The sequence below is a fragment of the Nocardia sp. NPDC051750 genome (assembly GCF_044453135.1).
GTDB lineage: Bacteria > Actinomycetota > Actinomycetes > Mycobacteriales > Mycobacteriaceae > Nocardia.
This window is the reverse complement of sequence record NZ_JBITCK010000003.1, coordinates 270,296-291,958: the sequence shown is the minus strand read 5'-3', so window position 1 is coordinate 291,958 and position 21,663 is coordinate 270,296. Positions and strand designations below refer to the sequence as shown.

21 protein-coding genes are annotated in these 21,663 nt (G+C 68.3%); 11 read left to right on the top strand and 10 right to left on the bottom strand.

What is annotated here, in order from left to right:
- Positions 1-203 precede the first annotated feature (203 nt).
- Genes ACIA75_RS14985 through ACIA75_RS14955 form a run of 7 tightly spaced genes read right to left on the bottom strand, consistent with a single transcriptional unit; the run spans position 204 to position 6,661 of the window.
- Positions 204-587: a metal-sulfur cluster assembly factor gene (locus ACIA75_RS14985; protein WP_397104008.1), complete on the bottom strand. Its 384-nt coding sequence runs from the start codon at positions 585-587 to the stop codon at positions 204-206.
- Positions 584-1,090 (bottom strand): Fe-S cluster assembly sulfur transfer protein SufU, encoded by a 507-nt coding sequence (gene sufU, locus ACIA75_RS14980; protein ID WP_397104006.1) that lies wholly within the window; start codon positions 1,088-1,090, stop codon positions 584-586. Before sufU ends, ACIA75_RS14985 begins: the two co-directional genes overlap by 4 nt.
- A 3-nt stretch (positions 1,091-1,093) precedes the next feature.
- On the bottom strand, positions 1,094-2,347 hold the full coding sequence (locus ACIA75_RS14975) for a cysteine desulfurase (protein WP_397104004.1): 1,254 nt from the start codon (positions 2,345-2,347) through the stop codon (positions 1,094-1,096).
- Between the two features lies 1 nt (position 2,348).
- Positions 2,349-3,161 (bottom strand): Fe-S cluster assembly ATPase SufC, encoded by an 813-nt coding sequence (sufC, locus tag ACIA75_RS14970; protein ID WP_397104002.1) that lies wholly within the window; start codon positions 3,159-3,161, stop codon positions 2,349-2,351.
- Between the two features lie 37 nt (positions 3,162-3,198).
- The gene (sufD, locus tag ACIA75_RS14965; RefSeq protein WP_397104000.1) at positions 3,199-4,377 is read right to left on the bottom strand and encodes a Fe-S cluster assembly protein SufD; all 1,179 of its coding nucleotides are present in this window, start codon (positions 4,375-4,377) and stop codon (positions 3,199-3,201) included.
- On the bottom strand, positions 4,377-5,813 hold the full coding sequence (gene sufB / locus ACIA75_RS14960; protein ID WP_397103998.1) for a Fe-S cluster assembly protein SufB: 1,437 nt from the start codon (positions 5,811-5,813) through the stop codon (positions 4,377-4,379). Before sufB ends, sufD begins: the two co-directional genes overlap by 1 nt.
- Positions 5,810-6,661, bottom strand: coding sequence for a helix-turn-helix transcriptional regulator (locus ACIA75_RS14955; RefSeq protein WP_397103996.1), 852 nt, complete (start codon positions 6,659-6,661; stop codon positions 5,810-5,812). The genes sufB and ACIA75_RS14955 overlap by 4 nt, the downstream gene beginning before the upstream one ends.
- 459 nt (positions 6,662-7,120) lie before the next feature.
- Between ACIA75_RS14955 and mptB the strand changes: the two genes are divergently transcribed.
- From mptB to ACIA75_RS14935, 4 genes are all read left to right on the top strand, one after another.
- Positions 7,121-8,848, top strand: coding sequence for a polyprenol phosphomannose-dependent alpha 1,6 mannosyltransferase MptB (gene mptB, locus ACIA75_RS14950; RefSeq protein WP_397103994.1), 1,728 nt, complete (start codon positions 7,121-7,123; stop codon positions 8,846-8,848).
- A complete protein-coding gene (locus tag ACIA75_RS14945; RefSeq protein WP_397103992.1) occupies positions 8,845-9,777 on the top strand; it encodes an ABC transporter ATP-binding protein in 933 nt (310 codons plus the stop codon). Before mptB ends, ACIA75_RS14945 begins: the two co-directional genes overlap by 4 nt.
- Before the next feature lie 58 nt (positions 9,778-9,835).
- The gene (locus ACIA75_RS14940; protein ID WP_397103990.1) at positions 9,836-10,627 is read left to right on the top strand and encodes an ABC transporter permease; all 792 of its coding nucleotides are present in this window, start codon (positions 9,836-9,838) and stop codon (positions 10,625-10,627) included.
- 373 nt (positions 10,628-11,000) lie between these two features.
- Positions 11,001-11,975: a heme A synthase gene (locus ACIA75_RS14935; protein WP_397103988.1), complete on the top strand. Its 975-nt coding sequence runs from the start codon at positions 11,001-11,003 to the stop codon at positions 11,973-11,975.
- Between the two features lie 134 nt (positions 11,976-12,109).
- On the opposite strand, the gene ACIA75_RS14930 is transcribed toward ACIA75_RS14935, so the two are convergent.
- Positions 12,110-13,363 carry a PucR family transcriptional regulator gene (locus tag ACIA75_RS14930; protein WP_397103986.1) on the bottom strand — a complete coding sequence of 418 codons (1,254 nt, stop codon included), beginning with the start codon at positions 13,361-13,363 and terminating at the stop codon, positions 12,110-12,112.
- Positions 13,364-13,513: 150 nt separating this feature from the next.
- On the bottom strand, positions 13,514-13,864 hold the full coding sequence (locus ACIA75_RS14925; RefSeq protein ID WP_397103984.1) for a hypothetical protein: 351 nt from the start codon (positions 13,862-13,864) through the stop codon (positions 13,514-13,516).
- Positions 13,865-13,990: 126 nt separating this feature from the next.
- On the opposite strand from ACIA75_RS14925, the gene ACIA75_RS14920 reads away from it, so the two are divergent.
- The 5 genes from ACIA75_RS14920 (at position 13,991) to ACIA75_RS14900 (ending at position 16,753) form a co-directional block, all read left to right on the top strand.
- A complete protein-coding gene (locus ACIA75_RS14920) occupies positions 13,991-14,956 on the top strand; it encodes a quinone oxidoreductase family protein (RefSeq protein ID WP_397103982.1) in 966 nt (321 codons plus the stop codon).
- Positions 14,957-15,075: 119 nt separating this feature from the next.
- Positions 15,076-15,318, top strand: a complete 243-nt coding sequence (locus tag ACIA75_RS14915) for a hypothetical protein (RefSeq protein ID WP_397103980.1) — start codon at positions 15,076-15,078, stop codon at positions 15,316-15,318.
- Complete coding sequence (locus ACIA75_RS14910) at positions 15,319-15,558, top strand: FAD-dependent monooxygenase (protein WP_397105321.1); 240 nt, start codon at positions 15,319-15,321, stop codon at positions 15,556-15,558.
- The gene (locus ACIA75_RS14905; RefSeq protein ID WP_397103978.1) at positions 15,464-16,081 is read left to right on the top strand and encodes an FAD-dependent monooxygenase; all 618 of its coding nucleotides are present in this window, start codon (positions 15,464-15,466) and stop codon (positions 16,079-16,081) included. The genes ACIA75_RS14910 and ACIA75_RS14905 overlap by 95 nt, the downstream gene beginning before the upstream one ends.
- Before the next feature lie 60 nt (positions 16,082-16,141).
- Positions 16,142-16,753 carry an FAD-dependent monooxygenase gene (locus tag ACIA75_RS14900; protein ID WP_397103976.1) on the top strand — a complete coding sequence of 204 codons (612 nt, stop codon included), beginning with the start codon at positions 16,142-16,144 and terminating at the stop codon, positions 16,751-16,753.
- Positions 16,754-16,904: 151 nt separating this feature from the next.
- Here ACIA75_RS14900 and ACIA75_RS14895 read toward each other — a convergent pair whose 3' ends face one another.
- Positions 16,905-17,894: a heme o synthase gene (locus ACIA75_RS14895; RefSeq protein WP_397103974.1), complete on the bottom strand. Its 990-nt coding sequence runs from the start codon at positions 17,892-17,894 to the stop codon at positions 16,905-16,907.
- A gap of 482 nt (positions 17,895-18,376) precedes the next feature.
- Here ACIA75_RS14895 and tkt point away from each other — a divergent pair, with 482 nt between their 5' ends.
- The gene (tkt, locus tag ACIA75_RS14890; protein WP_397103972.1) at positions 18,377-20,518 is read left to right on the top strand and encodes a transketolase; all 2,142 of its coding nucleotides are present in this window, start codon (positions 18,377-18,379) and stop codon (positions 20,516-20,518) included.
- Positions 20,519-20,524: 6 nt separating this feature from the next.
- Positions 20,525-21,658, top strand: a complete 1,134-nt coding sequence (tal, locus tag ACIA75_RS14885; protein ID WP_397103970.1) for a transaldolase — start codon at positions 20,525-20,527, stop codon at positions 21,656-21,658.
- Positions 21,659-21,663: the final 5 nt, after the last annotated feature.

The window sequence follows — 21,663 nt, the reverse complement described above, 5'->3', positions numbered from 1 at the left end:
TCGGGCGCGCGGAAATGTCCCGGTTCCGGTAGCACACGGGTATTAAAGGGAAGCAAATGCGACCGTTCCACGGGGAATCCGCTTCGGTCCATACCAGTGGACCGCTACCCCGCACGAATCCGAACCAATTCGGGTATAGACCAATTTCGGGCGGCGACCCGTAGGTCACCGCCCGAATAGGTGCTTGTCCGGTCTGTCCCGGCCTACACCGTGAACCCCAGGGCCCGCAGCTGCTCCCGGCCGTCCTCGGTGATCTTGTCCGGACCCCACGGGGGCATCCACACCCAGTTGATCTTCAGATCGTCGACCAGACCGCTGCGCACCAGCGCATTGCGGGACTGGTCCTCGATCACATCGGTGAGCGGGCAGGCGGCCGAGGTCAGGGTCATATCGAGCACCGCGGTGCTCTCCTCGACCCGCATCCCGTACACCAGGCCCAGATCCACGACATTGATACCGAGCTCGGGGTCGACCACATCGCGCATCGCCTCCTCTAGGTCGGCGAGCTGCGCGAGTTCCTCGGCCGTTAATTCGACCTCGGCGGGCGCGGTCTCCGCGGCAGATTCGGTGGCGGAAGTATCGGTCATGCTGTTTCCCCGTTCCGTACTCGGTCGGTCTCCGGCGTAGCAGTGCCCGAGGCCACGGCATTCGCCGCGCCGTCGATCCGGAGCACCGCGTCTTTGAACGCCATCCAGCCCAGCAGTGCGCATTTCACCCGGGCCGGATATTTGGCGACACCCGCGAACGCGATCCCGTCGCCGATCACATCCTCGTCGCCCTCGACGGTGCCCCGGCTGCCGATCATCTCGTTGAACGAGTCGACAACTCCCAGCGCCTCGGTGAGGGGCAGGCCGATCACCTGATCGGTCAGCACCGACACCGACGCCTGGCTGATCGAGCAGCCCTGCCCGTCGTAGGACACATCGGCGACATCGCCGCCCGCGCCGAGGTGCACTCGCAGGGTCACCTCGTCACCGCAGGTGGGGTTCACGTGGTGCACTTCGGCGCCGAACGGTTCCCGCAGGCCGCGATTGTGCGGATGTTTGTAATGATCCAGGATCACTTCCTGGTACATCTGCTCCATGCGCATGTTCTAGACAACCCCGAAGAAGCTCTGGGCCTTCCGCACCGCGGCGACCAGTTTTTCCACCTCGTCCACGGTGTTGTACAGCGCGAACGAGGCGCGCGCGGTCGCGGCGATACCGAAGCGCCGGTGCAGCGGCCAGGCACAGTGATGGCCCACCCGGATGGCCACGCCCTCGTCGTCCAGGATCTGTCCCAGATCGTGCGCGTGGATACCGTCGGCGAGGAAGGCCACCGCGCCGCCGCGGTCGACGTTCTCGGTGGGGCCGACGATCCGGATGCCCGGGATACCGCCGAGGCCCTCCAGGGCCGCGTCGACGAGCTCGTGCTCGTGCGCGGCCACCGCCTCCATCCCGACTTCCTGCAGATACCGCACCGCGGCACCGAGCCCGACCACCTGCGAGGTCATCGGCACACCGGCTTCGAACCGCTGCGGCGGTGGTGCGAAGGTGGTCTGCTCCATCGTCACGGTCTCGATCATGGAACCACCGGTGAGGAAAGGCGGGGTCTCCGCGAGCAATGCCCGTTTCCCGTACAGCACACCGACTCCCGACGGTCCGAGCATCTTGTGCCCGGAGAAGGCCGCGTAGTCCACGTCCAGAGCATGCAGGTCGACCGGTGCGTGCGGTACCGACTGGCAGGCATCCAGCACCACCAGCGCACCCACGGCCCGGGCCCGGCGCACGATCTCGGCGACCGGCGCCACCGCGCCGGTGACATTGGACTGGTGGGTGAAGGCCACGACCTTGGTCGCCGGCGACAGTTCCAACGACGACAGGTCGATACGCCCGTCCTCGGTGACGCCGTACCAGCGCAGCGTGGCACCGGTCCGGCGGGCCAGTTCCTGCCACGGCACCAGGTTCGCGTGGTGTTCGAGTTCGGTGATGACGATCTCGTCGCCCGGGCCCAGGTGGTACGGGAAGCGGTCGTCGGCGAACGAATAGGTCACCAGGTTCAGCGATTCGGTCGCGTTCTTGGTGAACACGATCTCGTCGGCCGCCGCGCCGACGAAGCCGGCGATCACGGCGCGGGCCTCCTCGTACGCGTCCGTGGCTTCCTCCGACAGCTGATGCGCGCCGCGGTGCACCGCCGAATTGCTTTCGAGCAGGAAGGCACGTTCGGCGTCCAGCACCGCCAGCGGCCGCTGCGAAGTGGCCCCGGAATCCAGGTACACCAGCGGCTTCCCGTCCCGGACCGTACGGTTCAGGATCGGGAAGTCGGCCCGGATCCGGGCGACGTCGAAGGCGGGCAGGGTCGCTGTCATATCACGCTCCGGCGGTCGCTGGACGGGGGACGGCAGTCGGCGAAGCCGACGGGGTGGGTGAGCTCTGCGTGAACTTCACGTAGCCGTTGGCGTCGAGTTCCTCGGCCAGTTCCGGGCCGCCCTCGGCGACAATGCGCCCGCCCACGAAAACGTGCACGAACTGCGGCTGGATATAGCGCAGGATGCGGGTGTAGTGGGTGATCAGCAGCACGCCGCCGTTTTCCCGCTCCTTGTAGCGGTTGACGCCCTCGGAGACGATGCGCAGGGCATCCACATCCAGGCCGGAGTCGGTCTCGTCGAGAATGGCGATCTTGGGCGCGAGTAGCCCCAGCTGCAGGATCTCGTGCCGCTTCTTCTCGCCACCGGAGAAGCCCTCGTTCACACTGCGGTCGGCGAAGGCGGCGTCGATCTCGAGTTCGTTCATCGACTCCTTCACCTCCTTGACCCAGTGCCGCAGCTTGGGCGCCTCGCCGCGCACCGCGGTCGCCGCGGTGCGCAGGAAGTTGGACGTGGATACCCCGGGAACCTCGACGGGGTACTGCATGGCCAGGAAAAGGCCCGCGCGCGCCCGCTCGTCCACCGACATCGCCAGCACGTCCTCGCCGTCGAGGGTGATCGAACCCGACGTGACGGTGTACTTGGGATGGCCGGCGATGGCATAGGACAGCGTCGACTTGCCGGAACCGTTCGGCCCCATGATGGCGTGCGTCTCACCGGATTTCACGGTGAGATTCACACCATTGAGGATCTTGACGGTATCCCCGTCCGGGGTGTTGACCTCGGCGTGCAGGTCCTTGATTTCCAGAGTGGTCATGGGTTGCTGAATTCCTTCGGTGGGCTGTGGGGGTCGGTCAGGCGCCGATCGCGGCGAGTTCGGCCTCGATGGCCGCTGCCAGCCGTTCGGCGACCTCCGGAACCCCGATTTTCTGGATGATCTCGTGGAAGAAACCGCGCACCACGAGGCGGCGGGCGACATCCTCCGGAATACCGCGGGCGCGCAGGTAGAACAGCTGCTCGTCGTCGAACCGGCCGGTGGCCGACGCATGGCCGGCCCCGACGATCTCACCGGTCTCGATCTCCAGGTTCGGCACCGAATCGGCGCGCGCGCCGTCGGTGAGGACCAGATTGCGGTTGATCTCGAATGTGTCGGTTCCCTCGGCGGCGGCCCGGATCAGTACATCGCCGACCCACACCGTGCGGGCATCGCCCTTGTGCGAATCGGGATCGCCCTGCAGCGCGCCCTTGTACAGCACATTCGACTTGCAATGCGGGACAGCGTGATCGACCAGCAGGCGCTGTTCGAAATGCTGTCCGGCGTCGGCGAAGTAGAGGCCCAGGAGTTCGGCGTCGCCACCCGGACCGGCGTAGCGGACATTGCCGGTGAGCCGCACCAGATTCCCGCCCAGGGTGACCGCGGTATGCCGCAGTACGGCATCTCGCCCCAGGGTCGCGTGATGCGCGGTGGCGTGCACCGCGTCGTCGGCCCAGTCCTGGACCGCGACGACGGTCAGCCGGGAGCTGTCGCCGAGCACGAACTCGATGTTCTCGGCGTACGTTCCGCTGCCCCGCTGGTCGATGACGACGGTCACGACGGCGAATTCGGCCAGCCGGACCTGGAGATGACCGTAAGCGGTCTTCCCCTCGCCCGGCCCGGTCACGCGCACCACGACAGGTTCGGCGACCTCGGTCTCCTTGCCCACCGACACGACGGTCGCCTGCTCGAATCCGGAGTACGCCTGGGCGGCGACCCGATCCGACGGGGTTCCGCCGGTGCCCAGCCGGGCATCGTCGCGGCCCACCGTTTCCACGGTGACTCCGGCGACGTCGGTCACCTCGACCCCGGCCTGCCCGTCCCGGGTGGCCGTGCCGTTGTGCAGACCGCGCAACCGGCGCAGCGGGGTGAACCGCCACGCCTCGTCCTTGCTGGTGGGGATCTCGAAGGCGTTCACATCGAACGAAGTGAAGACCTCGCCCTTGTTGATCGCCGGTGTACGAGCCTCGGCGGCCTCGGCAATATTTTCCACTGCCATCAGCCGACGGCTCCTTCCATCTGCAGTTCGATCAGGCGGTTGAGTTCGAGCGCGTACTCCATCGGGAGTTCCTTGGCGATGGGCTCGACGAATCCGCGCACCACCATCGCCATCGCCTCGTCCTCGGTCATACCGCGGCTCATCAGGTAGAACAGCTGATCCTCGGACACCTTCGACACGGTCGCCTCGTGACCCATCGTCACGTCGTCCTCGCGGATATCGACGTAGGGGTAGGTATCGGACCGGCTGATGGTGTCCACCAGCAGCGCATCGCATTTCACCGTCGACTTGGACCCGTACGCGCCCTTGTTGATCTGGACCAGGCCTCGGTAGGACGCCCGGCCACCGCCGCGGGCCACCGACTTGGAGATGATGTTCGAGGAGGTGTGCGGGGCCAGGTGCACCATCTTGGAACCGGTGTCCTGATGCTGGCCCTCACCGGCGAACGCGACCGAGAGCACCTCGCCCTTGGCGTGCTCACCGGTCATCCACACGGCCGGGTACTTCATGGTGACCTTGGAACCGATATTGCCGTCGATCCACTCCATGGTCGCGCCCGCCTCGGCCTTGGCCCGCTTGGTGACCAGGTTGTAGACGTTGTTCGACCAGTTCTGGATGGTGGTGTAGCGGCAGCGGCCGCCCTTCTTCACGATGATCTCGACCACGGCCGAGTGCAGCGAATCGGACTTGTAGATCGGCGCGGTGCAGCCCTCGACGTAGTGCACATAGGCGCCCTCGTCGACGATGATCAGGGTGCGCTCGAACTGGCCCATGTTCTCGGTGTTGATCCGGAAGTAGGCCTGCAGCGGGATATCCACGTGCACGCCCGGCGGCACGTAGATGAAGGAACCACCCGACCAGACCGCGGTGTTCAGTGCGGAGAACTTGTTGTCCCCGGCGGGGATCACGGAGCCGAAGTACTCGCGGAAGATCTCCGGGTGCTCCTTCAGCGCCGTATCGGTGTCGAGGAAGATAACGCCCTGCTGTTCCAGATCCTCACGGATCTGGTGGTAGACGACTTCGCTCTCGTATTGCGCGGCGACACCCGACACCAGCCGCTGCTTCTCCGCCTCCGGGATGCCCAGCTTGTCGTAGGTGTTCTTGATGTCCTCGGGCAGATCTTCCCAGCTCTCGGCCTGCTTCTCGGTCGAGCGCACGAAGTACTTGATGTTGTCGAAGTCGATTCCGTCGAGGTTGGAGCCCCAGTTCGGCATCGGCTTACGGTCGAAGATCCGCAGGGCCTTGAGCCGGTTCTCCAGCATCCAGACCGGCTCGCTCTTCTTGTCCGAGATATCGCGGACGACCTCCTCGGACAGGCCACGCTGCGCGCTGGCGCCCGCCACGTCCGAGTCGGCCCAGCCGTAGCCGTACTTACCCAGTGAGGCGATCGCCTCCTCCTGGGTGAGCGGTGGCACCTGATCGGTGGTGGTCGTCATTCGGCGCTCCTTCCGGAGTCGTTCGTTGCGTCCGTTGCGGGCTGTGCAACGGTTGATGGTGAAGCGGTGTCCGGTCGGACGGCGGCCGGGGTCGGCAGCACCGTCAGGGGTACGTGGGTGGTGCAGGCGCAGTCGCCGTTGGCGATGGTGGCCAGCCGTTGCACATGGGTTCCGAGCACTTCCCGGAAGGCCTCGAGTTCGGCCTCGCACAGTTCGGGGAATTCCTCGGCCACATGCGAGACCGGGCAGTGATGCTGGCATATCTGTACGCCGGCGCCCACCTTGCGGGTACTGGCCGCGAATCCCGCGTCCGACAGGGCGGTAGCGATTTCCTCGGCTTTGGCGGCCGTCCCGGACCGGCCGTCCGCGTCCGCGGGCGTGGAGGAGATCTCGTCCCGGTCCGCGGCGGGCAGTGCCTCGATACCGTCGACCAGGGTGCGGGCCCGTTGCCGCGCGAATTCGGTGACCGCTGCCTCGCCGCCGATCTCCCGCAGTTGCCGGATGGCCGCACCGGCGAGATCGTCGTAGGCGTGACCGAGCATTCCGCGTCCGGCCGCGGTGAGCTGATACTGCTTGGCCGGCCGGCCGCGACCCTTCTGCTGCCAGGGCGCCGAGCGACCGGCGCGCGCCTGCCCGGATTCGATGAGCGCGTCCAGATGCCGCCGCACCCCCGCGGGTGCCAAGCCCAGCGCACTACCGATCGCGGTGGCGGTGATGGGCCCCTCTTCCAAGAGGAGGCGGACGATCGCGGCGCGGGTATGGCCCTCGGTCACGGGCACGCCGACAGACCCGGTACCGGCCCGGTGACCAGCCCTTTCGTCCACGTTCGGCAAACCCACAGTTTTCACAACATCAGTGTGGCGGAATTCGTTCCCGAAATCTAATAAGGGTGCCCTGACCAGGAGGGTCCCGGCGGCGGCCCCGAATCGGGCCGAGCGTCGGAAACCCCTGCTCCACCGAGAAAGTCCCGATCATCGCGGCCCGCGTGAAGTCGCACAGTGATCTGCTTCACTCTCCCGGCCGGCACCGGCCGGAAGCGTCGAGGTTTGCTACCTGGCTGCGCGGAGCGGGTGGCCGGCCGGCCGCGACAAGGAACACAGTGCTCACGAGGCGGTACCGCTCCCTGTGCCGTCCGGCAGAGTACCGGAACCGGGCCAACAGGTCAGCAGTAGCTGAACGGTGCCCGGACCCGGATTCCGCCCGCACCGGACGCGCGCCGCAACGACCCCGGAGGCCGGTCCGCGCCGACCCGTCGCGCGCGCTCCCACGGCCTGGGGTCCGCGCGCGGATCCGGCGAACTAGTGTCGATGCCCGTGACAGGACAGGCAGGCGCCCCGGGCGCATCGGCGTCGCTCGGGCAGCGAGCGCTGAAACCGGTGCGGCGCGCCCTCGGACTGGACATCAAGACCCCGGATCACACCATCGCGGTGCTGCACAGCGATGAATCCGAGGTCCCGGGGCTCGATCGCCGGGAGCGCCGGCAGCTGGACCGGATCCGGCTGATGGGCGCGACCGGCACCGTGCTGATGGCGATCAGCGCGCTGGGTATCGGCGCGCAACCGGTCCATCAGAACCCGACCTCCGGAATGCGGGTCCTCGGTATCTTCGCCCGCGCGCACACCGGGTCGCTGGCCATGTGCATGGTCGGCACGGTAACCGTCGTCCTGGCCTGGCTCCTGCTGGGCCGGTTCGCCGTGGGCAGTCTCGGCGGGTCACCACGGCACCGCCTGACCCGGCGCCAACTGGACCGCACACTGCTGCTGTGGATCATTCCGCTCTGTGTCGCACCGCCGATGTTCAGCAACGATGTCTATTCGTATCTGGCGCAGAGCGAAATCGCGGCTCGCGGCATCGACCCCTATCTGGAAGGCCCGGTCGCGGGACTGGGCATCGACAATGTGCTCACCAACAACGTGCCCAACATCTGGCGCGAAACCCCGGCACCATACGGGCCCCTGTTCCTGTGGATAGGTCACGGAATCGCCCAGATCACCGGTGAGAACATCCTGGCCGGTGTCTGGGTGCACCGGTTGCTCGCACTCGCCGGTGTCGCGCTGATCGTCTGGGCGCTGCCGCGCCTGTCGGTGCGGTGCGGGGTGGCGCCGGTGAGCGCACTGTGGCTGGGAGTGGCCAACCCGCTGGTGCTGTTCCATCTGGTCGGCGGGGTGCACAACGACGCGCTGATGCTCGGCCTGATGCTGGCCGGGCTGGAATTCATGCTGCGCGCGATTCACGGCCTGCCCGGCGACGGCGGGCCACCACCACTGGACGGCCGGGCCTGGGCACTCCTGATCGGGGGCGCCGTCACCATCAGCCTGTCCTCGTCGGTCAAGGTCACCTCGATCATCGCGCTGGGTTTCGCGGGCATGGCCCTGGCGCGGCGCTGGGGCCCGGGGATACGCCCCGTTCTCGCCGCCGCGGCGCTGCTCGGATTCGTCGCGGCACTGACCACCCTGGTGATCAGCACGGCGAGCGGGCTGGGGTTCGGCTGGCTGAACACGCTCAACACCGCGAGCGCGGTGCGAAGCTGGATGTCGCTGCCGACAGCGCTGGGTATCGTCACCGGATTCGGCGGTGTCCTCCTCGGCCTGGGCGACCACACCACCGCGCTGCTGAGCATCACCCGTCCCATTGCCGCAGCCGTCGCGGCCTTCATCACGGTGCGGATGCTCGTCGCCACCTGGACCGGCCGGATGCATCCGGTGGGTGCGCTGGGCGTGTCACTCGGTGCGATCGTGCTGCTGTTCCCGGTGGTCCAGCCCTGGTACCTGCTGTGGGCGATCGTTCCGATGGCGGCCTGGGCCACCCAGCCGGTGTTCCGGATACCGGCCATCGGTGTCTCCGCGGTGGTCAGCGTGATCCTCATGCCGCGCGGCGCCGACCTCGAAGTGTTCCAGATCGTGGGCTCGGCTGTCGCGACGGTGATCATCGCGGTGCTGTTCATCGTGGTCACCCGGAACGCTTTACCGTGGCGGGCGCAGCAGGGGGTGTCGGCCCCGTCACAGCCGGCCGGGGCATACGGTGGGACCTCGTGACCGCTACCCGTGTACCCGCCGTTCAGGTGGACCACGTCGCCAAACGCTACGGCGAAACCGTCGCGGTGGACGGTATCGGTTTCACCGTCGAACCGGCACAGGTATTCGCGCTGCTCGGTCCGAACGGTGCCGGCAAGACCACCACGGTGGAGATGTGCGAAGGATTCGTGCGCCCCGACGCGGGCACGGTGCGTGTCCTGGGACTCGACCCCCTGGCCGATTCCGAGCGGCTACGGCCCCGGATCGGCGTGATGCTGCAGGGTGGCGGCGCGTATCCGGGGGCCCGCGCCGGCGAGATGCTGGACCTGGTCGCCTCGTATTCGGCGAATCCGCTGGACCCCGATTGGCTGCTGGGTGTGCTGGGCCTGTCCGACAGTCGCCGCACCCCGTACCGCCGGTTGTCGGGAGGCCAGCAGCAGCGTCTCTCGCTCGCCTGCGCGCTGGTGGGCCGGCCGGAGATCGTCTTCCTCGACGAACCGACCGCGGGGATGGACGCGCAGGCCCGGATCATGGTGTGGGAGCTGATCGACGCGCTGCGCCGCGACGGGGTGAGCGTGCTGCTGACCACCCACCTGATGGACGAGGCCGAAGAACTGGCCGACCATCTGGTCATCATCGACCACGGACGGATCGTCGCCTCCGGGACGCCGGCGGAGGTCACCGCGCACGGCGCGGCGGGTCAGCTGCGGTTCGCGGCACCACCACGCCTCGATCTGAAGCTGTTGCAGCGGGCGCTGCCGGAAGGGTTCGCACCCACCGAAACCAGTCCCGGCTCCTACCTGGTGGAGGGCGAGATCAACCCGCAGGTGCTGGCGACGGTGACGGCGTGGTGCGCCCGGGTGAATGTCCTCGCCACCGATATCCGCATCGATCAGCGCCGGCTGGAGGACGTTTTCCTGGAACTCACCGGACGGGATCTACGCGCATGATGCGATACCTCCGCTCCGGCCTCCGCCGACCACGTGTACAAGCTTGGAGGGAGGCTCGATGACAAAGCCGGATCTCACGGCCAACCGGTTCGAACCGGGTACCTTCGCTCCCGCGCCCCGGCCGGCGGCGCGGATCGCCATGCTGATCGCGCAGACCCGTCTCGACCTGGTGCTGCTGCTGCGCAACGGGGAGCAACTGCTGCTCACCATGTTCATCCCGATCACCCTGCTGATCGGCCTCGCGGTTCTGCCCTTCGGGGACATGGGCGCGGACAAGATCGACAAGATCGTGCCCGCGGTGATGATGGTGGCCGTGATGTCGACCGCCTTCACCGGGCAGGCCATCGCCGTCGGATTCGACCGGCGCTACGGCGCACTGAAACGACTGGGCGCCACTCCCCTGCCCCGCTGGGGAATCGTGGCCGGGAAGAGCGGTGCGGTCCTGCTGGTGGTGATCCTGCAGGCCGTACTCCTCGGACTGATCGGCGTCGCGCTGGGCTGGCGGCCGGGCCCGGCCGGGCTGGCACTGGGCGCGCTGCTGATCGCGCTCGGGACCGCCACCTTCGCGGCGATGGGGCTGCTGCTCGGCGGCACACTCAAGGCCGAGGTCGTACTGGCGCTGGCCAATATCCTCTGGTTCGTCATGCTGGGTATCGCCAGCGTGGTGTTCGCCTCCGAGGAGCTACCCGAGATCGTGCACACCCTGGTCCGGCTGGTGCCCTCGGGGGCGCTGGCAGTCGCCCTGGAGCATGCGCTCAACGGCGGGGTCGACTGGCTGGGCGTGGTGGTGCTGCTCGTCTGGGGAACCGTCGCCGGGCTACTCGCCGCACGCTGGTTCCGCTTCGAATAAGCAGTTTCGAACAGGGGGTCCGGGCCCGCGCGGCCCCAACCCGCCCAGAACACCGCCGAGGCGATCACCGGGCCCTCGAAGGTCCCGCACCCCCGATCGATGCCCGACTGCGCGGAACTCTTCGAGCCCCTGGAAGTTCTCGGCACTGTTGAACCCACATGCCCAGCAGCCGCGCCGGCTCAGCGAGCCACACCGAGGATTCGGCCGACCTCCGTCCTTACCTGCCCAGCGGCGACGCCGAGCCCAGCGAGACCCTGAAAGGTCTTGGCTCGTCCATGGGGCCGAAACCCCCGCGCGGAGGCGCGCCAACGATCACGACAACTTGTAGTAGACCGGCTGCGGCCGGGTCCGGGCCGCCCGCTACCATCGTGACGTGCTCTATCGCGGATTCCTGCGACTCGTGGACCGGCTTCCCCTGCCCTCCCGGCGCGCCCAGCTACTGATCGCCCTGTCGGTCCTCGGCACCCAGGCCGGGATCGCGGTGACCGGTGCGATCGTGCGGGTCACCGCCTCCGGGCTCGGCTGCCCCACCTGGCCGCAGTGTTTCCCGGGCAGTTTCACCCCGGTCGGGGTCTCGGAGGTACCGGGCATCCATCAGGCGGTGGAATTCGGCAACCGGATGCTCGTCTTCCTGGTCACCCTCTGCGCCGCCCTCATCGTTATCGCGGTCACCCGCGCCCGGCGGCGCCGCGAGGTGCTGATCTACGCGTGGCTGATGCCCGCCGGGACGGTCCTGCAGGCGATCGTCGGCGGTATCACCGTCCTGTCCGGGCTGCTGTGGTGGACCGTCGCCCTGCATCTGCTGGCATCCATGCTGATGGTGTGGGTGGCCGCCGTGATGTACGCCAAGATCGCCGCACCCGACGACGGGGTGGATACGGTCCGTGCGCCCGCGCCCCTGCGCCGGCTCACCGCGCTCAGCGGTGTGGCGCTGGCCGGGGTTCTCGTCGCGGGCACATTGGTCACCGGCGCCGGACCCCACGCGGGTGACAAGAGTATCGACCGCCCGGTGGCCCGGCTCGAGGTGGAGATCGTCACCCTGGTGCATCTGCATTCGCAGTTGCTCATCGGCTATCTGGCGCTGCTGATCGGCCTGGCGTTCGGCCTGTTCGCCACCGGCATCACCAAACCGGTACGGGACCGGTTGTTCGTCCTGCTCGGCCTGGTTCTCGCGCAATCCCTGGTCGGGATCGTCCAGTACTTCACCGACGTCCCCGCCGCACTGGTCGCGATCCATGTGGGCGGCGCGGCGCTGTGCACGGCCGCCACCGCAACGCTGTGGGCGTCGTTGCGCACCCGGGAATCGCTGCCGGTCGCGGCCGCGGAACCGCGGACCCAACCGGCCTGAGCGCCGTACTCGGACGAGCTACGGCCCCGTCGGCCGCGGTCGGCGTGGCGGTACATCTCGCAGATCCCGAGTTACCACACCCGCCCGGCGGCACGCAGGACCAGCACATCGCGTGCCTGCAGCCTGAGCGACGATCAGCCGGCCGCCTCGGCCCGCCGGCTCCCGGCGGGCCCGGTCTGATAGCTCCGGGCGACCAGTGCCGAGGTCAGATACCACAGCCCGGTCGGTATCGCCGGATCGAAGCCGGTGAGCAACCGGACCCGTTTGAGCCGGTAGTCGAGCGTATTGGTGTGCATATGCATGAGCCGGGCCGTGCGCTGGCGGTTGAAATTGTTGGCGATGTGCTGGCGCAGGGTTTCCAGGAGTTCGGGATGTTCGTCCAGCGGGTCCAGGATGGCGCTGAGATGTTCCCGGGCCGGGCCCGGCCGGGTGATCTGGAACTCCAGTGCCAGATCCGAGAACCGGTGCAGCCCACCGCCGTCGGTGATGCGCGCGACGATATCCAGGAGTTCATGGGCGCGGTCGGTCGCCCCGGGGATATCCGCGGTGACCGCGGTGACCACGGTGCCGGTGATCGCGACCTGCGCGGCCTGCGACAGCCGGGCGATCAGTTCGTCGAGCGATTCGTCGGGGAAGGCGCGCGCCGGCAGCAGCACGGTGCCACCGTCGATACTGAGCAGCGACAGCGCCCGTTCGCCGCAACTGCGGGCCAGCTCGGCCTGCACCCGGCGTAGTTTGCGCCGCGCCACGATGCGACCGTCGACCCGCGGCGCCGATTCGTCCGGATGCGGCGGCAGCGCCAGGGCCAGGACCTGATACGACTCCGCGATCTCGATCCCGCATTCCCGGGCCATGGTTGCGGTGCTGTGCCCGCCGAGCAGCGCGGAGGTCAGTGTGTGCACGGCGGTGTGGTGTTCGGAGACCACACCCCGGTATTCGCTCACGTAGGCCAGGGCGACTTCCGAGGTGATCGTGTCCAGGATTTCCAGCATCCGGCGCGCGGTGGCCACCAGTGACGACGAATCGGCCGGGCCGGCGGTGGACATGATGTGGTCGAAACCGAGTTTGAATCCCTCGTGGATGGCGTGGTTGATGGTGTCGATCGGAATACCCTCGCGCGCCCATTCGGCCGCGGCTTCACGCACCAGCTGGATCTCTTGCGGAAGTTCGCGGCCGTCGAGCCGGTTGAGCGTGAGTTCGAGACAGAGGCGGGTCACGGCGGTGACATCGCCCTGCAGCGCATCGCCGGGCAGTGTTCCGCACGGCGCCACGTTCTCGACGAAATGGCCGACCATCTGACGTGAGAGGGACGAAACATCGCGGAGATGGTTCGAAATCGGACGGCCGGACATTGTAAGTCGGGAACGAGTCGGACTACTGACCGCCATATCGGCTCCTTCTACCCCCGGGCTGACGCTCGAAGCCCTAACCGTAGCGTGAAGTGGTTACTCGTCAGTAGTTTTTGTCGAGGAAACTGTTCGCGCTACCTGAAACCCGGGTAGGCGACCTGTGAGCACGCACAGACCGCCCGCGACGCCTCACTTCTCGTTGCGCGCCTTCGGGAAGCGAGTCTGCCCGGCGACCCAGCCCGCCATCTTGGCCCAGTGCCCGGCGCGCGGGGTGGTCTTGGCCACCAGTTCCCGCTCCCAGCCCTCGGTGGCCGTCACCCCATCCACGGCATCGATCACGGCCTGCGCGGTGGCGAGGTCTGCCACCATCCGGTCGCCGAGCACCCCGTCGGCGCCGACCAGCGTGATCCGGACGCCGAGGCGTCCCACCGGCTGCAGCACGGCCTCGGCCGATCCGCCGTGCGCGGCGACGAACTTGCGCACCGATTCGACGGTCTCTTTCGGCGCGCGAACGGTGACGGTAGCGGTTTCTGCACTCATATTCCGGAGTTTACCGACGAGTAGGACCGCCGCCCCGGGGCCACCCGCCCGGCCGGCGGCAGCCGGCGGCGGCGAATCGGCCGAACCCGCGTGCCGCGCCTCCGGGCGCCCGTGTAGAACTGGACCATGCGCGCCATCCAGGTAGACCGCCACGGTGGTCCGGAGGTACTGACTCTCGCCGAAGTTGCCGACCCGCAACCCGGATCGAAGCAGCTACTGGTCGAGGTCGACGCCATCGGTGTCAATTTCATCGACACCTATTTCCGCACCGGCACCTATCCGCGGCCGGTGCCCTACATTCCAGGTTCCGAGGGTACCGGGGTGGTGGCCGAAACAGGTTCGGAGGTCACCGAATTCGCCGTCGGCGACCGGGTGGCGTGGGCCGCCGGACCGAACAGCTACGCACCGCGGGCCGTGATCGACGAAGCCGTCGCGGTGGCCGTACCCGAGGGCGTCGACCCACCGATCGCCGCCTCGGCACTACTGCAGGGAATGACCGCCCACTATCTGATCGAATCGGTCTACCGGCCGGAACCGGGTGAAACGGTCCTCGTGCACGCGGGCGCCGGCGGGGTCGGGCTGCTGCTCACACAGTTGGCGGCGGCCCGCGATATCCGAGTGATCACCACGGTGTCCTCGGACGAGAAGGAGACCCTGTCCCGCGGCGCCGGGGCCTGGGAAGTGTTGCGCTACGGGGACGATCTGGCCGACCGGGTCCGCGAACTGACCGGCGGTACCGGCGTGGCGGCGGTGTACGACGGCGTCGGCGCGGCGACGTTCGACGCGAGTCTCGACGCCCTGCGCGTACGCGGGATGCTGGCCTTGTTCGGGGCGGCCAGCGGACCCGTCCCGCCGGTCGATCTGCAGCGTTTGAACGCGGCGGGGTCGGTGTTCGTGACCCGGCCCAATATCGCCCACTACACGCGCGATCGCACCGAACTCGATTGGCGCGCGGGCGATATCTTCGAGGCGGTCGCCGATGGATCCCTCACCGTCCGGATCGGCGCCACCTATCCGCTCGCCGAGGCCGCGCAGGCGCATCGCGATCTGGAGAGCCGCAAGACCACGGGCTCGATCGTTCTGCTCCCCTGAGGCGACCCGGCGCGGTACTCAGCTCGGGCCTCACCCCTGCAGGCCCTGGCGTAGGCAGGCCACGCGACGCCCGAGAAATGCGCTGTCCGGTAACCCATCCGAGTTATCGGACCGTCCAGATGGTCGGCGATATCGAGGCGCTGCTCACTGCCGAACTGCGCCAGCTCGCGGCCGAATTCTTCGTTGACCAACGCGGCCTGGTTCATCGCCCGCAGGACGACGGCATGCTCCCGGGAAAAACGCCAGTAGGCGGCAAGGTGGAACCGCACGGCCTCCGGATCGCTGAAGTCCGGATTGTGCGCTGCTTGCCCGGCCTGTTCGTCGCTCGCTGCATCGAGGTCGGCCAGCAGTGCCCGCAGTAGATCCTCATTGCCGGCGCCGGGCCCGCCGGCCTCACCCTCGCCATCGACCTCGCCCGCCGGAACATCGCCGTGCGCCTCATCGACCGGGCCACCGAGTTCGCGGCCGGTTCCCGCGGCGACGGAATCCAGCCCCCGTACGCTCGAGGTGTTCGACGATCTCGGCGTCCTGGACGCGGTCCGCTCCGCCGGGGCACCACCCGCTGTGACCAGGGCTTGTATCAGCGGGCAGTGGGCCGGTGAGTTCCGGATGAGCGAACCCGCCGAGCCGACGCCGGCCATCCCCTATCCGAACCCGTGGGTCCTCGGCCAGGCGCAGACCGAGGCGATCCTGCGCGAGCGGCTGGCCGGGCTCGGGGTCCGGGTCGAACTGGGCACCGCGCTCGAATCGTTCGATCAGGATGCCGGCGGGGTCACCGCGCGACTGTCGGGTCCGCACGGGACCGAGACCGTGCGGTCGCCGCATCTCATCGGCGCCGACGGCGGACGCAGTACTGTCCGCAAGACACTCGGTATCGCCTTCACGGGTACGACCGACGAATCGATCCGGATGCTGCTCGGCGATATCCGCGCTGACGCGCTAGACCACGATTTCGGATACTGGTTCGCCACCGCCGAGAAGCCCATGGACGGGATCGCCCTCTCACCGCTGCCGGGTGCGCCCACTTCCAGTTCGCGGCACCGCATCCCGGCGATACCGAGGCCACGGTCACGAGTCTGCAGAGCCATCTGGACCGCCTGGCGGGCGCAGCGGATGTCGCCCTGACCGACCTCGCCTGGGCCACCGTGTGGCGGCCCAACATCCGGGCTGGCCGAACGGTTCCGGGTGGACCGGGTCCTCCTGATCGGCGATGCCGCGCATGTCCACCCGCCGACCGGCGGCCAAGGAATGAACACCGGCATCCAGGATGCCTACAACCTGGGCTGGAAACTTGCCGCCGCGCTGGCCGGCGACGAGCTGCCGCTGGACAGCTACGAACCGGAGCGCCGGGGTCGCGGCCCGGGTGCTCGGGATCAGCACCGAACTGCTGGCCGAACTGACCGACGGCGCCGAAGACGCGATGAACCGCGGGACGGAAACATACCAGCTCGATATCACCTATCGCGATCCCGCCGACGCCCGCCGGATCGCCTCCGGCGACCGCGCACCCGATGCTCCGCTGAAGAACGCCGAGGGGCAGCCCGTTCGGCTGTTCGACCTCTTCCGTGGACCACACGCCACCCTCCTGTGTTTCGGGTGCGGCGCAGGACGGCCGCCGGTTCCGGGTGCCCGCACGGTCACCGTGGTACGCCCCGGCGCGCCGGCTTCCCAGGGCGACCTGGTCGATGTGGACGGCCACGCCCATACCGCCTACAACGCTGTCGACGGAACGCGCATCCTGGTGCGGCCGGATGGCTACCTCGGCATCGCTCCCTGATCGCGGCCAATCCCCGATAGCGTCCGCGACCGAACTGCCGCACAGTCACCCGATGCCGGACGTACGGTGTCGGGTGACCGACGGCGGGCGGACCCGGAAGACAGTGCGGCCACACGTACCCCGGCGGCCGGTGGCGTCTATCCGGCGATATCGCCCGGCGCGGGCCGTTCGTCAGCCGAAGAAGACGTCCCCGAGAGTGGTCCAGCCCAGGACGGAATCGACGGCCAAGCCGCAGAATACCACCGCGAGGTAGTTGTTGGACTGCAGGAACAGGCGCAACGGTTTCACCGATTCGCCGCGGCGCACACCCGAGTAGAGCTGATGCGCCATGAGCAGGAACCAGGCCCCGGCCACCAGCGCCACGGCCGCGTAGATGACCCCGGTGGCCGGGACCAGCGCCAAGGTGGTGAGCACCGTCAGCCAGGTGTAGACGACGATCTGCTTGGTCACGGCCTGTTCGGTCGCCACCACCGGCAGCATCGGCACCCCGGCCGCGCGGTAGTCCTCCTTGTACCGCATGGCCAGCGCCCACGTATGCGGCGGCGTCCAGAAGAAGATCACGCCGAACAGGGCCAGCGCCGGCCAGCCGATGGTCCCGGTCACCGCGGACCATCCGACAAGCGCGGGCATACAACCCGCAGCGCCGCCCCACACCACGTTCTGCGAGGTGCGGCGTTTGAGGCCGAGGGTGTAGACGAAGACGTAGAACAGGATGGTCGCGACCACCAGCGCGCCGCTGAGCAGGTTCGCCTGCCACCACAACCAGGCGAACGAACCGATCCCCAGGACCACCCCGAAGACGAAGGCGTGCGAGGTCGGTACGGCATCGCGGGCCAGCGGGCGTTTGGCGGTCCGCTTCATCACCTTGTCGATATCGGCGTCGGCAACGCAGTTCAAGGTGTTCGCGCTCGCCGCGCCCATCCAGCCACCGAACAGGGTCGCCAGGATGAGCCGGATATCGACCTCGCCGCGATCGGCCAGCAGCATGGTGGGAATGGTGGCCACCAACAGCAGTTCGATCACGCGAGGTTTGGTCAGTGCGATATAGGCCAGCGGACGCCGGGCGATCCGGGCGAGTTTCTCGCTACCGAGGACGCGGTCCGCGGGCGCCGGCGCGGAATCGTGGGCACCGCCGACCCCCGTGTCATGACCGATCCGCACTGTCTCTCCTCGTACGCTGTCGAACGGACGCAGCCGGACACCGGTCGCCCGCAGCCACACCGGCCGGGACGGAGCCGGAGGCCGCTGCGCATCGCATCCGGTTCGCGGGCGAGCAGCGCGCGGCTGCGACGCGGCTACTACTACTACAGACGATGGTAGACCCACGACCGGTACGCCCCGCCGCTCGCCCCTGCGACCTCGCCCACGCGCCGGGGTCGCGCAGGCCGGTCGCCACGCCACAACCCCGGCGAAGACACCCCGCGAAACCGGCGCGTCCGGCCTGTCCGGGGGCCGTGCACGAAGACGCCCAGGCGCACCTCCGCCTTTGCTCCGGCCGTGCGCGGACGTCGGATGGGCTTCGCCCTATAGCGCCCATTAGGGTATTGGGGGTACGCGGCGCGATCGTCACCGCGGCCGCACCGGTTCGCCACCACCCGCCCGCCCCTTTTCGACGCCTCGAAAATGTCAGGAGAAACACGGTCGTGTCAGTGACAGACGACATCCGCGCCCTCACCCAGCCGAACCTCCCGGACGACTGGACGGACCTCGACACCAAGGCCGTCGATACGGTCCGTGTCCTGGCCGCCGACGCCGTGCAGGCCGCAGGCAACGGCCACCCGGGCACTGCGATGAGCCTGGCGCCGCTGGCGTACACCCTGTTCCAGCGCACCATGCGGCACGACCCCGCCGATCCGGAGTGGGTCGGCCGGGACCGGTTCGTCCTGTCCTGCGGTCATTCCAGCCTGACCCTCTACATCCAGCTGTACCTGGCCGGTTTCGGGCTCGAACTCGATGACCTGCGCAATCTGCGCAAATGGGGTTCGCTGACCCCGGGCCATCCGGAGTACCGGCACACCAAGGGTGTCGAGATCACCACGGGCCCGCTGGGCCAGGGCCTGGCCTCCGCCGTGGGTATGGCGATGGCGGCCCGCCGCGAACGCGGCCTGTTCGATCCGGCGGCCGAGACCGGGGCGAGCCCGTTCGACCACCACATCTACGTGGTCGCCTCCGACGGCGATATGGAGGAGGGCGTCACCTCCGAGGCCTCCTCGATCGCCGGCACCCAGCAGCTGGGCAACCTGGTGGTGATCTACGACGACAACAAGATCTCCATCGAGGACGACACCACCATCGCCTTCACCGAGGACGTGGCGGCCCGCTACGCGGCCTACGGCTGGCATGTCCAGGTGGTGGAGGGCGGCGAGGATGTCGTCGCGATCGAAGCCGCGCTGGCGGCGGCCAAGGCCGAGACCGGCAAACCGTCGCTGATCCTGCTGCGCACCATCATCGGTTATCCCGCGCCGAACAAGATGAACACCGGCGCCGCGCACGGGGCCGCCCTCGGCGCGGACGAAGTGGCCGGTACCAAGCGCGCCCTCGGCTTCGACCCCGAGCAAAGCTTCCAGGTCGACGACGATGTCATCGCGCACACCCGCAAGGCTGCCGAGCGAGGTGCCCGGGCGCACGCCGAGTGGACCGTCGAATTCGACGCCTGGGCGCAGCGCGCCCCGGAGGCCAAGGCCCTGTTCGATCGGCTGTTCAACGGTCAGCTGCCACAGGGGTGGACCGACGGCCTGCCCACCTGGGAACCGGACGCCAAGGGCGTGGCCACTCGTAAGGCCTCGGCCAAGGTGCTCGCCGCCGTCGGGCCGGTGCTGCCGGAACTGTGGGGCGGTTCGGCCGACCTCGCCGAGTCGAACAACACCACCATCCCCGATTCGCTCAGCTTCGGCCCCGAAGCCATCTCCACCGGGATGTGGAAGGCGAACCCGTACGGTCGCACCCTGCACTTCGGTGTCCGCGAGCATGCGATGGGCTCGATCCTCAACGGCATCGCGCTGCACGGCCCCACCCGCCCTTACGGCGGCACCTTCCTGGTGTTCAGCGACTACATGCGCCCGGCGGTCCGCCTGGCCGCGCTGATGCGGATTCCGGTGACCTACGTCTGGACGCACGATTCGATCGGACTCGGCGAGGACGGCCCCACCCACCAGCCGATCGAACATCTCGCCGCGCTGCGCGCCATCCCGGGCCTGTCGGTGGTGCGTCCCGGTGACGCCAACGAAACCGCCTACGCCTGGCGCGCCGTGATCGAGAAGCACAGCGGTAAGCACAATTCGCCGTTCGTCTCCAGCGATGCCGTGGGCACCGGCGGCCCGGCCGCGCTGGCGCTGACCCGCCAGGATCTGCCGGTGCTGGAGGGCACCAGCCTCGAGGGCGTCACCAAGGGCGGTTACATCCTCGCCGAGGCATCCACCGGTGTCCCGCAGGTAATTCTGGTCGGCACGGGCTCCGAGCTCCAGCTCGCCGTCGCCGCGCGCACTACGCTGGAGGAGCAGGGTATCGGCACCCGGGTGGTCTCGATGCCGTGCGTGGAGTGGTTCGACGCGCAGGACAAGGCCTATCGCGACGAGGTGCTGCCCCCGGCGGTCGCCGCGCGGGTCGTGGTCGAAGCCGGTATCGCCATGCCGTGGTACCGGTTCACCGGCGACGCGGGCGAGATCGTGTCGATCGAGCATTTCGGCGCCTCGGCCGATTACAAGACCTTGTTCCGCGAGTTCGGCTTCACGCCGGAGGCTGTGGTGGCCGCTGCGCAGCGCACGCTCGACAATGTGAAGGGATAAGGGTTCATGGCACAGAACGAGAACGTCGCCGCCCTGGCCGCGGCCGGAGTGTCGGTGTGGCTGGACGACCTGTCACGCGACCGGATCAACTCCGGCAACCTCGCCGAACTGATCGCCACCCGCGGGGTTGTCGGCATCACCACCAACCCGACCATCTTCCAGGGCGCCCTGAGCAAGGGGCACGCCTACGACGCGCAGGTCCGGGAGCTGGCCGCCCGCGGCGCCGATACCGAGGCCGCGATCCGCACCATCACCACCGACGATGTCCGCGCGGCCTGCGATGTGCTGGCCCCGGTGTTCGAGCAGACCGGTGGCGTGGACGGCCGGGTCTCCATCGAGGTCGATCCCCGGCTGGCCTTCGACGCCGACAAGACCGTCGCCCAGGCGGTGGAACTGTGGAAGATCGTCGACCGGCCCAACCTGTTCATCAAGATCCCGGCCACCGAGGCGGGCCTGCCGGCCATCACCGCGGTGATCGAGGAGGGCATCAGTGTCAATGTGACCCTGATCTTCTCGGTGCAGCGGTATCGCGCGGTGATGGGCGCCTATCTGGACGGGCTGCGCAAGGCACGGGTCGCCGGACACGACCTGGCCAAGATCCATTCGGTGGCGTCGTTCTTCGTCTCCCGGGTGGACACCGAGATCGATCAGCGGCTCGAGGCGATCGGCACACCCGAGGCCCTGGCGCTGCGCGGTAAAGCGGCCGTGGCCAATGCCCGGCTCGCCTACGCCGAATACCTGGACGTCTTCGGCTCCGGCGGCGACCATGCCTCGACCTACAGCCATCTGGCCTCTGCCGGCGCCAACCGGCAGCGGCCGCTGTGGGCCTCGACCGGGGTGAAGAACCCGGATTACCCGGACACTCTCTACGTCACCGAGCTGGTCGCCACGAATACGGTGAACACGCTGCCGGAGAAGACACTCGAGGCCGTCGCCGATCACGGTGAGGTCCGCGGGGACACGATCTCGGGTACCGCCGACGAAGCGGCGGGAGTCTTCGAACAGCTGCGGGCGGCCGGGATCGACCTCGACGACGTCTTCGCCGTGCTGGAACGCGAGGGTGTGGACAAGTTCGAGAAGTCCTGGGAGGAACTGCTGGAGGCAACCACCGCCGAGCTCCAGTCAGCAGGAGGTAACTGACCCCG

Coding starts and splice junctions, on each gene's coding strand:
- ACIA75_RS14985 (WP_397104008.1), bottom strand. CDS start 587: ATGACCGATACTTCCGCCACCGAATCTGCCGCGGAGACCGCGCCCGCC.
- sufU (WP_397104006.1), bottom strand. CDS start 1,090: ATGCGCATGGAGCAGATGTACCAGGAAGTGATCCTGGATCATTACAAA.
- ACIA75_RS14975 (WP_397104004.1), bottom strand. CDS start 2,347: ATGACAGCGACCCTGCCCGCCTTCGACGTCGCCCGGATCCGGGCCGAC.
- sufC (WP_397104002.1), bottom strand. CDS start 3,161: ATGACCACTCTGGAAATCAAGGACCTGCACGCCGAGGTCAACACCCCG.
- sufD (WP_397104000.1), bottom strand. CDS start 4,377: ATGGCAGTGGAAAATATTGCCGAGGCCGCCGAGGCTCGTACACCGGCG.
- sufB (WP_397103998.1), bottom strand. CDS start 5,813: ATGACGACCACCACCGATCAGGTGCCACCGCTCACCCAGGAGGAGGCG.
- mptB (WP_397103994.1), top strand. CDS start 7,121: ATGCCCGTGACAGGACAGGCAGGCGCCCCGGGCGCATCGGCGTCGCTC.
- ACIA75_RS14940 (WP_397103990.1), top strand. CDS start 9,836: ATGACAAAGCCGGATCTCACGGCCAACCGGTTCGAACCGGGTACCTTC.
- ACIA75_RS14930 (WP_397103986.1), bottom strand. CDS start 13,363: ATGGCGGTCAGTAGTCCGACTCGTTCCCGACTTACAATGTCCGGCCGT.
- ACIA75_RS14925 (WP_397103984.1), bottom strand. CDS start 13,864: ATGAGTGCAGAAACCGCTACCGTCACCGTTCGCGCGCCGAAAGAGACC.
- ACIA75_RS14920 (WP_397103982.1), top strand. CDS start 13,991: ATGCGCGCCATCCAGGTAGACCGCCACGGTGGTCCGGAGGTACTGACT.
- ACIA75_RS14915 (WP_397103980.1), top strand. CDS start 15,076: ATGGTCGGCGATATCGAGGCGCTGCTCACTGCCGAACTGCGCCAGCTC.
- tal (WP_397103970.1), top strand. CDS start 20,525: ATGGCACAGAACGAGAACGTCGCCGCCCTGGCCGCGGCCGGAGTGTCG.